Source organism: Flavobacterium sp. CR10 (genome assembly GCF_055814415.1).
Genome location: NZ_CP185985.1, coordinates 4,375,466 through 4,392,122, shown reverse-complemented (window position 1 = coordinate 4,392,122; position 16,657 = coordinate 4,375,466). Strand labels below are relative to the sequence as shown.

The following is a 16,657-nucleotide window of genomic DNA, read 5'->3' as shown; positions in this document are numbered from 1 at the left end:
ATCAGCGTTGATCTGCCAAAATCTGCAAGATCTGCGTGAAACCAAAAATACAACTATGAAAAATATACTAATAATACTCTGCTTCATAACAGGATTAAACACCACTTTTGCACAAGACGGTTGGATAAACATCCTAAAAGAAGGCGGGAACAACAAAGGAATAAAATGCACTCAAGCCATTCAGAATGCTATCGAAAAAGCATCTAAAAACGGCGGAGGAACCATCTTTTTCCCTGCAGGAGAATATTTAACGGGAGCTTTAACACTAAAAAGCAACATTACAATTCACTTAGATTCTGGAGCACTTTTAAAGTTTTCAGAGAACTTCGATGATTTTCTTCCTTATGTAGAAATGCGTTACGAAGGAATTGTAATGAAAAGTTTCCAACCCTTGTTTTATGCAAAAGACGTAGAAAATATCACCATTACAGGAAGAGGCGTAATCGACGGACAAGGAAAAGCATGGTGGAACGAAGTTTATCGAATAGAAACAGCAAAAGAACCCCTTCCTCCAACCAAATATCAAACGATGTGGGAAGAGCAAAATAAAGGTCTTTACACTGAACCATATTATAAAAGAACAGTCGATAAGAAATTTTTTAGACCCTCTTTCTTTCAGGCTTACAACTGCAAAAACATTTTAATTGAAGGTGTTACGTTTCAAAATTCGCCTTTCTGGACAATCAATCCTGAATTCTGTGATAATGTAACGGTTACAGGAATTTCTATTTTCAATCCGCATTCGCCAAATACAGACGGAATCAATCCTTCTTCATGCACCAATGTTCATATCTCAAACTGCCATATTAGCGTTGGCGACGATTGTATTACTATCAAATCAGGAAGAGACGGAGACGGACGTAAATATGGAAAAGCGACAGAAAATGTAACAATCACAAATTGTACGATGTTAAGCGGTCATGGCGGAGTGGTTATCGGTAGCGAAATGTCGGGTGGAATCAAAAAAATCACGATTTCAAACTGTGTTTTTGACGGAACAGATCGTGGAATCCGTATTAAGTCGGCTCGTGGAAGAGGTGGCGTTGTAGAAGATATTCGTGTCGATAATATTGTCATGAAAAACATCAAAGAAGAAGCCATCGTTTTAAGTCTTTTCTACGATAAGGGAACTACAGTTGAACCTGTAACCGAGAAAACGCCGATTTTCAGAAACATCCACATGAGCAATATTACGGCTTCAAACGTAAACAAAGCCGGACAGATTTTAGGAATTACTGAAATGCCAATTCAAAATATCACTTTCTCTAACATCAATATGGATGGAAAAGAAGGATTTACGGTAAGCACAGCAACAGATGTTGAATTTCACGATGTAAAAGTAAACGCAACCGTTGGTTCGTCTTTCAAAATCTCAGATTCAAAAAATGTAATTTTAGACAATGTAGGATCTTCAACAGCGATAAAAGGAGTTCCAGTTATCAAATTAGATAATGTTTCGAATGCGTTAATCAACAATAATTTTCCATTCAATCTAACTGATATTTTTATTGAAGCTGATGGAAAAGAAACTAAAAACATTTTTTTAAAAAACAATGTTTTAAACAACGTAACAACGAAAATCAAAAAAGGAGCTTCTTTAGATAAAAAAGCAATTACAGAATAGAGTATAATAACACAGATTTCATGAATTTACATCAATTTTTATTCGTGATAATTAGTGAAATTAGTGTTCAATTTTATATCATGAAAAAAATATTCATCATAGTAACCCTTTCACTTTTTGCGATTAGTTATTCGCAAAAAAAGAAAGATTTATATCTTTTTACGTCGTTTAGAGAACCTGCAACAGAAGGTTTGTATTTGGCATACAGCGAAGACGGTTACAATTGGAAAGGATTGGAAGGATCGTTTTTAAAACCCGAAATCGGAGCCAGTAAAATCATGCGTGACCCGTCCATCACAAAAGGAGCAGACGGAACCTATCACATGGTTTGGACAACCGATTGGAAAGGCGGAAATGGTTTTGGCTATGCAAGTTCAAAAGACTTAATTCATTGGTCTGAACAGCAATATATTCCAGTCATGAAGAATGAGCCAGAAGTAGTAAACGTTTGGGCGCCGGAGATTTTTTATGATGATGTGAAAAAAGAATACATTATTATTTGGGCATCTACAATTCCGTTTAGATATCCAAAAGGTGTTGAAGAGGAGAAAAACAACCATAGAATGTATTATGTAACGACTAAGGATTTCAAAATGTTTTCAGATACAAAATTATATTACGATCCAGGTTTCAGCGTAATAGACTGCGTGATTCTCAAGAAAAGCAAAAAAGATTATGTTTTAGTTTTGAAAGACAATACAAGACCCATGCGAAACATAAAAGTAGCTTTCGGAAAATCACCTTTAGGACCGTTTCAAAAAAGTTCAGCGCCTTTGACAGAATATTTATCTGAAGGTCCAACAGTAGTGAAAGTCGATAAAAACTGGCTGTTGTATTATGATAATTACGGTTCAAAAAATTATAAAGCGTTAAGCACAACAGATTTTGTTCATTTTGAAGATATATCATCCAAAATAAGCCTCCCCGAAGGACACAAACACGGAACGATTACAACAATCTCAGCGGACGTTTTAAAGGGATTAATTGAAAAGAAATAGAAAAAAAAATTTCACGCAGATTTAAAATGATTTAAGCAGATCAAGCAGATTTTTTAATCTGTATAAAATCAGAAAGATTAAAATTAAATCAGCTAAAATCTGCCTAATCTGCGTGAAACAAAAAAAGTATAAAATGATTACTTTCCAAAACATAAAAACCAACATCATCACAGCCACAATCCTTTTGGCTTGCACCGTTGTAAATGCACAGAAAGACACAGTCCGTTATGTTGGCAAAACACTTTCAAACATCGATTATCATCACGGACAATTAAGTCCTGCGGTTGGAGTTCACGCCACACAAATCATGCGTGCCAGCCGTGAACATCCAGAAAAAGCAGATGGTTTTGGATGGACGTACAACCATCAGCCGATGATGGCGTATTGGAACAATACTTTTTATCTGCATTATTTAAGCGATCCTTCGGGCGAACATATTCCGCCGAGTCAGACTTTATTAATGACTTCTAAAGACGGCGTAACGTGGACAAAACCAGAAGTGATTTTCCCAATTTACCGTATTCCTGACGGATGGAAAAAAGAAGGCGTTGAAGGTGTTGCCAAAAATTTGGATGCGATTATGCACCAGAGAATGGGTTTTTATACCTCAAAAGACAACCGCCTTTTTGCTTTAGCGTATTACGGAATTGCAATGGATGAAAAAGACGATCCAAACGACGGAAAAGGAATTGGTCGTGTGATTCGTGAAATCAAGAAAGACGGAAGTTTTGGCGAAATCTATTTCATCAGATATAACAAAACTTGGGATAAAACGAAATCGAAATTCCCATTTTATACCGCATCAAAAGACAAAGGTTTGAAGAAAGCCTGCGAAGAAATTTTATCAGAGCCGTTAGTTTTACAGCAATGGGTGGAAGAAGCCGATCGTGACGATGAATTGATTCCGTTACAGAAACCATATAAAGCGTTTAGTTATTACCATTTGCCAAACGGAAATGTAGTGGGATTATGGAAACACGCTTTAACTTCGATTAGTAAAGATGGCGGAAAATCATGGGATTATATGCCATTGCGTGCTCCTGGATTTGTAAACAGCAATGCTAAAATCTGGGGACAAAAAACATCAGACAATCGTTATGCAACACTTTATAATCCGTCAGAATACCGTTGGCCTTTGGCAATTTCTACAAGTGACGATGGTTTAAATTATAAAGATCTTTTATTGGTTCATGGCGAAGTAAGTCCGATGCGTTATGGTGGAAACTATAAATCGGCTGGTCCACAATACGTGCGTGGCATCACAGAAAAAAACGGAACTCCGCCAGACGGAAAAATCTGGGTGGGCTACAGTATGAACAAAGAAGATATTTGGGTGGCATCGATTCCGGTTCCAGTTACTTCGGTTGTGACAGAAAATGCAAATGATGTTTTTAATAATCTTCCTGACGGAGACGAATTAAAATTATGGAACACTTACGATCTTTCTTGGGCATCAACCAAAATCGAAAAGAAAGCTGATGGTAAAAAATGGCTGACGTTGAGAGATCAGGATTATTTTGATTATTCTCGTGCGGAAAGGGTAATTCCTTTCGCCTCAAAAATGGAAGCCGTTTTCACAGTAAAACCAGAACAAAACAATCATGGTTTATTACAGATTGAATTTCAAAACAAACAAGGATTGCCTTCTGTAAGATTGATTTTTGATTCGGATGGAGAATTAAAAGTGAAAAATGGTGCGCGTTTGAGTTCGGTTACAAAATACGAAGCAAACAAAGCCTATACAATCACAGTTAAATTAGATGCTAAAAACCGTCAGTACACTATAAAAGTAAACGATGGAAAAGAATCAACAAAGATATTTTATGCGCCAACAGATGGTTTTGAGCGAATTATGTTCCGCACGGGAGAGCAGAGACATATTCCAAATCCGGACACAGCGCCGGACACAGACGATTACGATGACCTGCCTCAAACCGGAAAACAAATCCCAGAAGCAGTATTCAATATCGAATCGTTGATTACTAGAAAATTGTAAAAGTTGAAATAGCCACGACCCGAGCGATAGCGAACAGACGAAGTAATTCACGAATTGTTTTATAAACGTTGCGTAATTTTTGCTACAGATTAAAATGATTAACACAGATTATAATCCAATTAATCCTTTAATCTGTGGCAGAAAAAATTAGAGAAATTAAACGCAAAGTAAAAATTTGAGTTAATTCGTGAATTCGTGGCGAAAAAAAAATACACAAAGTGAAGTTTTTTAAAAGCATATTATTATCCGTTTGTCTTCTAGTAACTGTAGTTACTAAAGGACAAATTCTGCCTGTACGTTTAACAACAGAAATGGCTGAAAACCCATTAGCAGTTGTGGAGAATAAGCCGAGATTGGGTTGGCAGTTGGTTTCAAAAGAATCTGATGCTTCTCAGTTAGCCTATCTTATTTTGGTTGCTTCTTCAGAAGAAAAGCTAAATAATGATGACGGAGATATTTGGAATACAGGAAGAGTTAATACAGACAAAAACCTACATATAGTTTATAACGGAAAACCATTAAAAAGCGAAACCAAATACTTCTGGAAAGTTAAAGTTTGGAATCAATCGGGAAAAGTTTCAAAATGGAGCAAAACAGCTTCGTTCAGAACAGCTCCATTAGAATCCGATTTAAATCCAACTTGGATTGGTGCTATTACCAAAGCAGACAGTCATTTGCCGGAAGGTAGAAACTACCACACAGCCACTTTCAACAGAGAAAAAAAGATGTCCTTTATCAATGCTTCCGATTCTTTGGCAAGAAGAAGTATTATGTTGCGCAAACCTTTCGAAGTTGAAAAAGCAGTAAAAGAAGCCATTGTCTATATTTCAGGTTTAGGGCATTACGAATTGACTATCAATGGAAAAAAAGTGGGTTACAGCCAATTTGCTCCTTTGTGGACAGATTACGATAAGACGGTTAATTACAATGTTTACGAATTAAGTGCAAAAGAATTTCAAAAAGGCGATAACGTAATTGGTGTTTTGTTAGGAAACGGAATGTACAATACACTTGCCGAAAGATATACCAAATTCTTTGTGAGTTTTGGTCCGCCAACATTATTCTTTAAAATGAAAATCAAGTATAATGACGGTTCAGAAGAAATTATAAAGTCTGATAGAACTTGGAAATACAACAAGAGCCCTATTACGTACAATAGTATTTTTGGAGGAGAAGATTGTAATGCCAATTTAGAGCAAAAAGACTGGAACCGTAAAGGTTTCAAAGATAGAGATTGGAAAAAAGTCGTTATTCAGGAAGCACCAAAAGGAGTTTTAAGACCACAGACTGCTCCGCCTGTTACGATTCAGAAACAATACGAAGTGAAATCCGTAAAAGAACTGAAACCCAATTTCTACGTTTTTGATATGGGACAAAATCTTTCTGGATTTCCAACTATCAAAGTAAAAGGAAAGAGGGGACAAACGATTCGTGTCTGGGTTGCAGAAGGATTAAATGAAGAAGGTACAATTGCGCAAGGAAGATCTGGAAAACCATATTATTACGATTACACTTTAAAAGGTGATGGAGTTGAAGAGTGGACACCAAAATTCAGTTATTACGGTTATCAGTATGTTCAAATTGAAAACATTAATTATAAAGAAGATAAAAATAAAGAACTTCCCACTTTAGTTGATTTAAAATCGAATTTCATTTACAATTCGGCTGGAGAAGCGGGAAGTTTTGCTTGTTCGAACGAGATTTTCAACAAAACTCATGAACTGATAAATAACTCGATAAAAAGCAATTTCCAAAGTGTTTTTACCGATTGTCCGCAACGTGAAAAATTAGGCTGGTTGGAAGAAATTCAGTTGAATGGTCCAGGTTTGATGTTCAATTACAACTTGCAGACTTTCCTTCCTGCAACGATGCAAAATATTTCTGATTCACAACGTGATAATGGATTAATTCCGACAATCGTTCCAGAATATGTAATCTTTGAAGGCGATTTTACCGATTCTCCAGAATGGGGCGTAACAGGCGTAATCCTGCCTTGGATGTATTACGAATATTATGGAGATGTTTCATTAATAGAGAAATATTATCCCGTAATGAAAAAGTATATCGATTATTTAGGAACTAAAGCGACAGACAATATTGTTTCGCACGGATTAGGCGATTGGTACGATTACGGAACACATCCTGCTGGATATTCTAAAAATAGTCCGATTGCACTTTCTGCAACTTCTCACTATTATTATGGAGCGTATTTGACGGCAAAAGCAGGGAAATTATTAGGTAAAACCGAAGATTTCGAGAAATACAATGCTTTAGCTTTAGAGATTAAAACGGCTTTCAACAAGGAGTTTTTCAACGAAGAAACCAAGCAATACGGAACGAATAGTCAGTTTAGCAATGCTGTTCCGATTTTTATGGATATTGTAGAACCGCAATTTAAAGAAGCGGTAATGCAAAATCTTTTAGCCGATATCAAAGAAAAAGGCGATCGTTTGACAACGGGAGATGTTGGAAATCGTTATTTATTTCAAACTCTGGCACAAAATGGAGAAAACGAAACCATGTTTAGAATGCATAATCATTACGATGCGCCGGGTTATGGTTTTCAGATTAAATTTGGCTTGACCACTTTAACCGAACAATGGGATCCAAGAAAAGGAAATTCTTGGAATCACTTTATGTTGGGGCAAATTGAAGAATGGTTTTACCAAAGTTTAGCCGGAATCAAATCGGATCCTGAAAAACCGGGATTCAAACATTTCTTTATTCAGCCAGAAGTAGTTGGCGATATGACTTTCGCGAAAGCGGACTATAAATCGGTTTACGGAAAAATTGCTTCTTCTTGGGAAAAGAAAGATGGTAAATTTATTTTGACAGTTCAGATTCCGGTAAATACAACAGCAACAGTAAAATTGCCGGTTGCTAAAAATTCAGAGATAAAAATGGATGGTAAAAGATTTAGGGCAGGTTTTGATGAAAAGGCACAAAAGCCTGTTTTAGAATTAGGATCGGGAATTTATACAATAGAATGTCAATTGTAGTTATGAGTTATGAGTTATAAGTTATGAGTTATAAGTTATGAGTTATAAGTTATAAGTTATGAGTTATGAGTTATGAGTTATGAGTTATGAGTTATGAGTTATGAGTTATGAGTTATGAGTTATGAGTTATGAGTTATGAGTTATGAATTGCAATTAAGCTCGAAAAAAATAGAGAAATCAATTACCTCCAGCTAAAGCAGGAGGCAATTCAAAAAATGCGTTGAATTATATCAAAATGAAAAAAATAAAATACATCTTCTTAGTTTCCATTTTTGCTTTGACATTTGCCAATGCGCAAAGTACTTCTGATACTAATTCTAGAAAACCAGTATCAGAAACGCTAAAAAAAATCGAGACTATTTTTAACGTAACCATCAGCGATGACAGAGGATTACTGAAAGGAAAAGAACTGGACTATGCCGATTGGAGAATTGAACCGGGAAATCTGCCACTTTCGCTGACTAATATTTTGGCGCCGTTTGAATTGATGTATTTTAAACAACCCGATGGAACCTACATTATACGCAAGTATGAAAACCATAAAGTTTCGGTAGATAAAGGAAAAGAACGCTTGTTTTATTTAGAAAGCCTTTATTCGACCAAAGAAGAATGGGAGAAACGCAAAACGGAGTTAAAAGCTTGTATGATAACCTCATTTGGTTTAGACAAGGCACCCCCAACACCAAAGTCTAAACCACTTTTGACTCCAAAAAGAATTTACAAAGACTATAGTGTAGAAAATATTGCTTTGGAAATTCTTCCGGGAGTTTATGCCACAGGATCGATTTACAAACCGTATCCGCTAAATAAAAAGTCGGCTGTAATTATCACGCCAGACGGGCATTTCGGAGACGGAAGATACAGAAAAGACGAGCAATACCGTTGTGCCATGATGGCAAAAATGGGCGCAATTGTAGTCGGGTATGATTTATTTGCTTGGGGAGAATCGTTATTGCAGTTTCCTGAAGAAACGCATAGAAATAGTATTGCATCGACAGTCCAATTGTTGACAGGAATTCGTTTATTGGATTATTTAGCAACCGTAAAAAATGCTGATATGTCTAGAGTTGGTGTTACAGGTGGTTCTGGCGGAGGTTCACATACGATGTTTTTGGCAGCAATTGATGATAGAGTAAAAGTTTCAGCTCCGGTCGTGATGGTTTCCTCGCACTTTTCAGGCGGTTGTCCATGCGAAAGCGGACGTGGAATTCACCTTTGCGGAAACGGAACAAATAATGCCGAAATCTCAGCGATGATGGCACCAAAACCGCAATTGATTGTTTCGGATGGAAAAGACTGGACATTGGCGGTTCCTGAACTGGAATTTCCTTTTATCCAAAGAACATACGAATTGTACGGAAAGAAAGATTTAGTAGAGAATGCCCATTTTGCAAAAGAAGGACATGATTTCGGAATCTCAAAACGTATGGCTTTGTATCCGTTTATGGCGAAATATTTAAATTTAGATTTGAATAAAGTGAGGAACGAAAAAGGCGAAATTGACGAATCGACTTGCGTAATTGAACCTTATGATAAATTATATGTTTTTGGTAATAAAGCAGAAAATTTACCAAAAAATGCATTGAAAGACATTAACAAATTATACGAAATGTTCGGAGAAAAAAATCTGAAAGTTTACGAGGTTAAAAAATAAAAGAGATAGCCACGAATTCACGAATTATTTTTATATACGAAACGTAATTTTTACTTAGAATTACTCGAATTAGCACTTTCGGTAAAAATTTGAGAAATAAAGCGCAAAGAATAATTAGAGAAAATTCGTGAATTCGTGGCGAAAAAAAAATATACTATGAAGTTAAAAATTAAAATAACGGCAATCTGTCTTGGAATTTTTTCCTTAACCGCAAGAGCTCAAAACGACCTAAAATTATGGTACGATAAACCTGCATCCATCTGGAATGAAGCTCTGCCTTTGGGTAATGGACGTTTGGGCGCAATGGTTTTTGGCGATCCAGCAGTTGAACGTTTGCAATTGAACGAAGAAACCATCTGGGCAGGTTCTCCAAACAGCAATGCACATTCTAAATCGATAAAAGCATTGCCAATTGTTCGTCAGTTAATTTTTGACGGAAAATTTGATGAAGCGCAGGATTTGGCTACTCAAGATATTATGTCGCAGACGAATGACGGAATGCCGTATCAGACTTTTGGAAGCGTTTATATTTCATTCAACGGACATCAAAAATATACTGATTATTATCGTGATTTAGACATCAGCAATGCGACGGCGAAAGTAAAATACAAAGTAAATGGTGTTGAATTTACGAGAGAAATTCTAACCGCATTTTCAGATCAAGTTATTGTAGTAAAACTTACTGCAAGTCAGCCAGGGCAGATTACTTGCAACGTTTTCATGAACAGCCCGATTGATAAAACAGTTGCTTCAACTGAAGGAAACCAGATTATACTTTCGGGAGTTGGAACTAACTTTGAAGGTGTAAAAGGAAAAGTAAAATTTCAAGGCCGATTAACAGCTAAAAATAAAGGTGGGGAAATTGATGCTAGTAACGGCGTTTTAAGTATCAACAAAGCCGATGAAGTAACTTTATACATTTCGATTGCAACCAACTTTAAAAACTATCAGGATATTTCTGGCGATGAAATTGCGAAAAGCAAAGATTATTTAGCGAAAGCAGAAACAAAGGATTTTGAAACCATAAAGAAATCCCATGTTGATTATTATCAAAAATTCTTCAACAGAGTTGCTTTAGATTTAGGTTCAAATGATTTCGTTAAAAAGCCAACAAATGAAAGAATCCGAGATTTTTCGAAACAATTTGATCCACAATTGGCTTCGTTATATTTCCAATTCGGACGTTATCTTTTAATTTCAAGTTCTCAACCAGGCGGACAGCCAGCAAATTTACAGGGAATTTGGAACGATATGGTGACTCCGCCTTGGGACAGTAAATACACGACAAACATTAATGCCGAAATGAATTACTGGCCGGCACAAGTAACCAATTTGCAGGAAATGCATGAACCTTTTGTACAAATGGCAAAAGAGTTGGCTGTAACGGGTGCAGAAACGGCCAAAACAATGTACAATGCTAGTGGTTGGGTTTTACACCACAACACCGATATTTGGCGTGTTACCGCTCCAGTAGATTCAGCTGCTTCGGGAATGTGGCCGACGGGAGGTGCTTGGGTTTGTCAGGATTTATGGGAAAGATATTTGTATACTGGTGATAAAAAATATTTAGCCGAAATTTATCCAATCATGAAAGGCGCTGCCGATTTCTTTTTGGATTTCATGGTAATAGATCCTAACACAAAATATTTAGTTGTTGTTCCGTCAAGTTCACCTGAAAATACACACGCAGGAGGGACTGGAAAGGCAACAATTGCGTCAGGAACCACAATGGATAATCAGCTGATTTTTGATTTGTTTACGTATGTTATCGAAGCTTCTGCATTGGTTTCTCCAGATGCTGTTTATGTGAAAAAAGTAAGCGATGCTTTAGCAAAAATGCCTCCAATGAAAGTGGGAAAACACAGTCAGTTACAAGAATGGCAGGACGATTGGGACAATCCGAAAGATAATCACAGACACGTTTCGCATTTATACGGATTGTATCCAAGTAATCAGATTTCGCCAATAAAAACGCCTGAATTATTTGAAGCGGCCAAACAATCTTTGATTTATAGAACTGACGAATCTACAGGCTGGTCAATGGGCTGGAAAGTAAATTTATGGGCGAGATTATTAGACGGAAATCATGCTTATAAACTGATTCAAGATCAATTGCATTTGGTAACAGCAGATCAGAGAAAAGGTGGCGGAACGTATCCAAATATGTTAGATGCACATCAGCCATTCCAAATTGACGGTAATTTTGGTTGCACAGCCGGTTTTGCAGAAATGCTGATGCAGAGTCAGGAAGATGCGATTCAGTTATTGCCAGCTCTGCCAACGGTTTGGAAAGACGGAAGCATAAAAGGTTTAGTAGCAAGAGGCGGATTCGTAATCGATATGACCTGGAAAAACAATAAGGTTTCAACGCTTAAAATCTATTCTAAAATAGGAGGAAACTGCCGATTGAAAGTAGAAAATACATTAAGCGGTTCTTCAATCAAAAAAGCAAAAGGGAAAAATTCAAATCCGTTGTTTTATGATGTGGAAGTGAAGAAACCGATTATTTCTAATGAAGCAAAACTGCCTAAAGTTAAATTGCCGAATTACAATATTTATGATGTGAATATGAAAGCAGGGCAGACGTATACTTTTACTGGGAATTAAAATTTTTGAACCATATAAGTGATTTAAGAAAATATAATAGCACGCCATATTTGTCATTTCGACGAAGGAGAAATCTTCGTTAGAAATTCGACAAAGATTGGAGACTCACTTTACGGAGTTACTTGCGGAGATTTCTCCTTCGTCGAAATGACAAGATTGTGTGAAAAGAATAAAATAAAAAACAGAATAATGTTGACAAATTTCAAACATAAAATAATAACACTTTCAATAGTAATTGCTTGTATAAGTAGCGGTTGTAAATCGACTGCGAAGCATTCTCAAAGTAGAAAAGCAGTTATTTTAAAAGAAAAAAACTTCAAACATTATGTGGATTATTTCAACACGATGGAAGATGAAAATTTGAAGTTTGCAATTCCAAACGACAGTGCGTGGACTTGGATGGAAAAGAATATTCCGTTGTTTGAATGTCCACAGCAGAATTTCGAGGAAATTTATTATTTCAGATGGTGGAGCGTTCGTAAACATATTAAAAATACGCCGCAAGGATTTGCGATTACCGAGTTTTTGGTAGACCGTTCTTATGCCGACAAATACAATATGATCAGCTGTGCTTTGGGGCATCATATCAATGAATTCCGATGGGTTCATGATCCGAAATATATTGAGCAGGATGTGAAAATCTGGTATCGAGGAAATGATGGAAAACCGATGAATAAATTGTATAAGTTTAGCAGTTGGACAGCCGATGCTTTATACAATCGTTATTTGGTGAATAAAGATGAAAAGTTCTTATTGGATTTGTACCCGGACATGGTTGCCGATTATGCTGTTTGGGTAAAAGACCGTCAGCGTAAAGATGGTTTGTTTTGGCAACATGATGTAAAGGACGGAATGGAAGAATCCTTAAGTGGTGGACGAAAAGTGCAAAATGCAAGACCAACGATTAACAGTTATATGTACGGAAATGCTGTAGCGATTTCTAAAATGGCTGAAATGAAAGGCGATAAGGTTGCGGAAACCGTATATAAAGCTTTAGCTTCTGTTCTACAACAATCAATACAAACGAAATTATGGAATTCTAAAAGTGAGTTTTTTGAAACTTTAACAGAAAAAGATACATTAGCGCAAGTTCGCGAAGCCATCGGATTTATTCCATGGTATTTTAATCTTCCTGAAAAAGGAAAAGGTTTTGAAAAAGCTTGGGAGCAAATTAAAGATGAAAAAGGATTTTCGGCTCCGTTTGGATTAACAACGGCAGAAAGAAGAAGTCCGAGATTTAGAACACACGGAACAGGAACCTGTGAATGGGACGGTGCAATTTGGCCATTTGCGAGTTCGCAGACGTTAACCGCTTTGGCGAATGTTTTGAATAATTACAATCAGAATTATGTTGGTAAAACCGATTATTTCAAGCAGATGGAATTGTATGTTCAGTCGCAGTATTACAGAGGTAAACCTTATCTTGGCGAATATTTAGACGAAACAACAGGGTATTGGTTAATGGGCGATAGAGAAAGAAGCCGTTATTATAATCATTCGACTTTCAATGATTTGGTGATTACAGGTTTGGTTGGTTTACGTCCGAGAGCAGATGAAAAGATTGAAGTAAATCCGTTGATTCCACAAGAAAAATGGGATTGGTTTTGTTTGGATAATGTTCTGTATCACGGAAATATTATTACCATTCTTTGGGATAAAACAGGAGAAAAATATAAAAAAGGAAAAGGTTTTAGAATCTTTAAAAATGGAAAGGAAATTGCGTTTTCTGAGAAATTAGAGCGAGTTATTTCAGAATAAAATCAATGCTTAACCGTCTTGTTTGTCATTTCGACGTAAGGAGAAATCTCCGTTAGTAGCTCGACAAAGATTGTCGATTTTGATTGTGGAGTTTCTTGCGAAGATTTCTCCTTACGTCGAAATGACAAAAATGAGTACAGAATTTACTCTCGCAGATTTTGGTGATTGGGGAGATTTTAAATTAAAGCAAAAATAATCTGCTCAATCAGCAAAATCTGCGGGAGAAAAAAATAAAGCCAAAAGCTTAAAAAGTAATACCATGAAAAAGTTTTTTTTACATCTTACATTAATCATTTCACTTTTTACCATTTCGGCGAAAGCCCAAACCAAAATCATTGTAAGTGATTTAAAATGCGAAATGCTGACCAATCCGGAAGGAATTGATGTTTTACAGCCAAGATTAAGCTGGAAAATTAAAGCAGATATAAACCATGTAAAACAAACTTCATATCAGATTACTGCTTCATCAAGTTTAGAGAAATTAAATGCAGGAAACGGAGATTTATGGGACAGCGGAAAAGTACTAAGCAACGAATCTATAAATGTAATTTATAACGGAAAAAAGCTAAAAGACAGACAAGACGTTTATTGGAAAGTAACCGTTTTTACCAATAAAGGCGAAGCTCAATCAAAAGAAACAGCGCATTTCAGCATCGGGATTTTGACTTATGCCGATTGGAAATCGACACGATGGATTGGGTATGAAAAATTGTCGAAAGATGACAGCATTTCGCAGTATTCAAAATTGTCAGCACGTTATCTGCGAAAAGAAATCAACCTGAAAAAACAAGTCAAAAGCGCCAAAGTTTATATTATGGGAATGGGCTTGTACGAGTTGTACATTAATGGAAATAAAATTGGCGACCAGGTTTTAGCTCCCATTCCTACAGATTATACCAAAAATATAAAATACAATGTTTTTGACGTGACTTCGCAATTGAAAGAAGGTAAAAATATGCTGGGAACGATTTTAGGAAACGGACGTTTTTTTGCTATGCGCCAAGACTATAAACCCTATAAAATCAAGTCATTTGGTTTGCCGAAAATGGCTCTGCAATTATTTGTAGAATATACCGATGGAAGCAAAGACGTTATCAGAACTGACGATACCTGGAAACTAACAACCGACGGCCCGATTTTGGCTAACAATGAATACGACGGTGAAGAATACGACGCGCGTAAAGAAATGAAAGGCTGGAGCACGACCAATTTTGATGATAAAAACTGGATAAACGCCAGATACGTTCAGGAACCAGGCGGATTCTACGAAGGACAGATGTCGGCGAATATGAAGGTAAAACGTGAAGTAAAACCGATTTCGATCAAACAAACGCCAAAGGGAACTTATATCTTAGATATGGGACAAAATATGGTGGGCTGGTTACAGTTGAAAGTAAAAGGAAACGCTGGCGACAAAATCACAATGAAATTTGCAGAATCTTTACAGCCAGATGGTTCGTTGTATATTGCCAATCTTCGTGATGCGAAAACGACTGATATTTATACGTTAAAAGGAGAAGGCGAAGAAGTTTGGGAACCTCGTTTTATTTTTCACGGATTCAGATTTGTGGAAATCTCAGGATTTAAAACCAAACCAGCTTTAGAAAATTTTGTTGGAAAAGTCGTTTATGACGATATTCAGACCACAGGAACTTTCGATTCTTCAAACCCAATTATGAATCAGATTTTTAAGAATGCTTGGTGGGGAATTAGCGGAAATTATAAAGGAATGCCGATTGATTGTCCGCAAAGAAATGAACGTCAGCCTTGGTTGGGAGATAGAACAACGGGAGCTTACGGAGAAAGTTTCTTATTTGATAATCAGACTTTATATGCAAAATGGTTAGATGATATTAAAAACTCACAAACTATCGATGGTGGAATTCCAGATGTAGCACCAGCTTTCTGGCGTTATTACGGTGACAACGTGACTTGGCCGGGAACGTATATTACAGTTGCAGATATGCTGTATCAGCAATTTGGAGATGCAAAAGTGGTAGAAAAACAATATCCATACATGAAAAAATGGATGGATTATATGGAAGAAAATTATTTGGTTGATGATATTATGACCAAAGATAAATACGGCGATTGGTGTGTTCCTCCAGAATCGTTGGAATTAATTCGTTCGAAAGATCCTTCTCGTTTGACGGATGGCGAATTGATTTCGAGTGCGTTTTATTATCAGCTTTTAAATATCATGAAAAAGTTTGCAGTAATTGCTAATGCAGAAAATGATATTAAACATTATGATGAGTTAGCTTTAAGAATCAAAAAAGCATTCAACGCTAAATATTTCAATGCATCAAAAAATAATTATGCCAATAATACCGTAACAGCTAATTTACTGCCTTTGACTTTCGGAATGGTTCCAGAAGTATTAAAACAAAAGGTTTTCGAAAATCTTGTACATGAAGTAGAAGTTACTAAAAACGGTCATGTAAGTACAGGTGTTATCGGAACGCAGTTTTTAATGCGAACATTAACCAATTTTGGTCGTGGAGATTTGGCTTTCAAATTAGCATCAAACAAAACCTATCCAAGCTGGGGTTATATGGTTGAAAACGGCGCCACAACCATTTGGGAACTTTGGAACGGAAATACTGCAGACCCAGCAATGAATTCGCAAAACCACGTCATGCTTTTAGGTGATTTATTGATTTGGTATTACGAAAATATGGCAGGAATTAAAAGCAATCCTGAAACTCCCGGTTTCAAACAAATCATCATGAAACCAGATTTTAATGCAGGATTGACTTACGTAAATGCGTCATACGAATCAATTTACGGAACAATTAAAAGCGATTGGAAAAAAGATAAAAAAGTATTGGTTTGGAATATTACTATTCCGGCTAATACTTCTGCAATTGTGTATCTTCCTGCGACTAATGTTTCAGCCATTTCAATCAATAAAGAGAAGCTGGATAAGACTTCTTACACTTATTCGGTAGAAAAAAATAAAATAATTGTCACACTTTCGTCAGGAAATTTTGCGATTAACGTTAAATAAGTTGCATTTTA

The 16,657-nt window shown here is 36.4% G+C and carries 8 protein-coding genes; all 8 read left to right on the top strand.

What is annotated here, in order from left to right; genetic code table 11:
• The first annotated feature begins 55 nt into the window (after nt 1-55).
• On the top strand, nt 56-1,624 hold the full coding sequence (locus ACNRYB_RS18610) for a glycoside hydrolase family 28 protein (protein ID WP_129746948.1): 1,569 nt from the start codon (nt 56-58) through the stop codon (nt 1,622-1,624).
• 80 nt (nt 1,625-1,704) lie between these two features.
• On the top strand, nt 1,705-2,622 hold the full coding sequence (locus ACNRYB_RS18605) for a glycoside hydrolase family 43 protein (protein ID WP_473728293.1): 918 nt from the start codon (nt 1,705-1,707) through the stop codon (nt 2,620-2,622).
• Between the two features lie 133 nt (nt 2,623-2,755).
• Complete coding sequence (locus ACNRYB_RS18600; protein ID WP_473728292.1) at nt 2,756-4,618, top strand: six-hairpin glycosidase; 1,863 nt, start codon at nt 2,756-2,758, stop codon at nt 4,616-4,618.
• 218 nt (nt 4,619-4,836) lie between these two features.
• Nucleotides 4,837-7,617: a glycoside hydrolase family 78 protein gene (locus ACNRYB_RS18595; RefSeq protein WP_473728291.1), complete on the top strand. Its 2,781-nt coding sequence runs from the start codon at nt 4,837-4,839 to the stop codon at nt 7,615-7,617.
• A gap of 235 nt (nt 7,618-7,852) precedes the next feature.
• Nucleotides 7,853-9,271 (top strand): acetylxylan esterase, encoded by a 1,419-nt coding sequence (locus ACNRYB_RS18590; RefSeq protein WP_473728290.1) that lies wholly within the window; start codon nt 7,853-7,855, stop codon nt 9,269-9,271.
• A 156-nt stretch (nt 9,272-9,427) separates the two neighbouring features.
• A complete protein-coding gene (locus tag ACNRYB_RS18585; protein WP_473728289.1) occupies nt 9,428-11,878 on the top strand; it encodes a glycoside hydrolase family 95 protein in 2,451 nt (816 codons plus the stop codon).
• Nucleotides 11,879-12,067: 189 nt separating this feature from the next.
• A complete protein-coding gene (locus ACNRYB_RS18580; RefSeq protein WP_473728288.1) occupies nt 12,068-13,636 on the top strand; it encodes an MGH1-like glycoside hydrolase domain-containing protein in 1,569 nt (522 codons plus the stop codon).
• Between the two features lie 259 nt (nt 13,637-13,895).
• Entirely contained in the window at nt 13,896-16,646 is a 2,751-nt protein-coding gene (locus ACNRYB_RS18575; RefSeq protein WP_473728287.1) for a glycoside hydrolase family 78 protein, read from the top strand.
• Nucleotides 16,647-16,657: the final 11 nt, after the last annotated feature.

Bases quoted from the DNA above. Each gene is read 5' to 3' on its own strand.
- ACNRYB_RS18610 (WP_129746948.1), top strand. From the start codon at position 56: ATGAAAAATATACTAATAATACTCTGCTTCATAACAGGATTAAACACC.
- ACNRYB_RS18605 (WP_473728293.1), top strand. From the start codon at position 1,705: ATGAAAAAAATATTCATCATAGTAACCCTTTCACTTTTTGCGATTAGT.
- ACNRYB_RS18600 (WP_473728292.1), top strand. From the start codon at position 2,756: ATGATTACTTTCCAAAACATAAAAACCAACATCATCACAGCCACAATC.
- ACNRYB_RS18590 (WP_473728290.1), top strand. From the start codon at position 7,853: ATGAAAAAAATAAAATACATCTTCTTAGTTTCCATTTTTGCTTTGACA.
- ACNRYB_RS18585 (WP_473728289.1), top strand. From the start codon at position 9,428: ATGAAGTTAAAAATTAAAATAACGGCAATCTGTCTTGGAATTTTTTCC.
- ACNRYB_RS18580 (WP_473728288.1), top strand. From the start codon at position 12,068: ATGTTGACAAATTTCAAACATAAAATAATAACACTTTCAATAGTAATT.
- ACNRYB_RS18575 (WP_473728287.1), top strand. From the start codon at position 13,896: ATGAAAAAGTTTTTTTTACATCTTACATTAATCATTTCACTTTTTACC.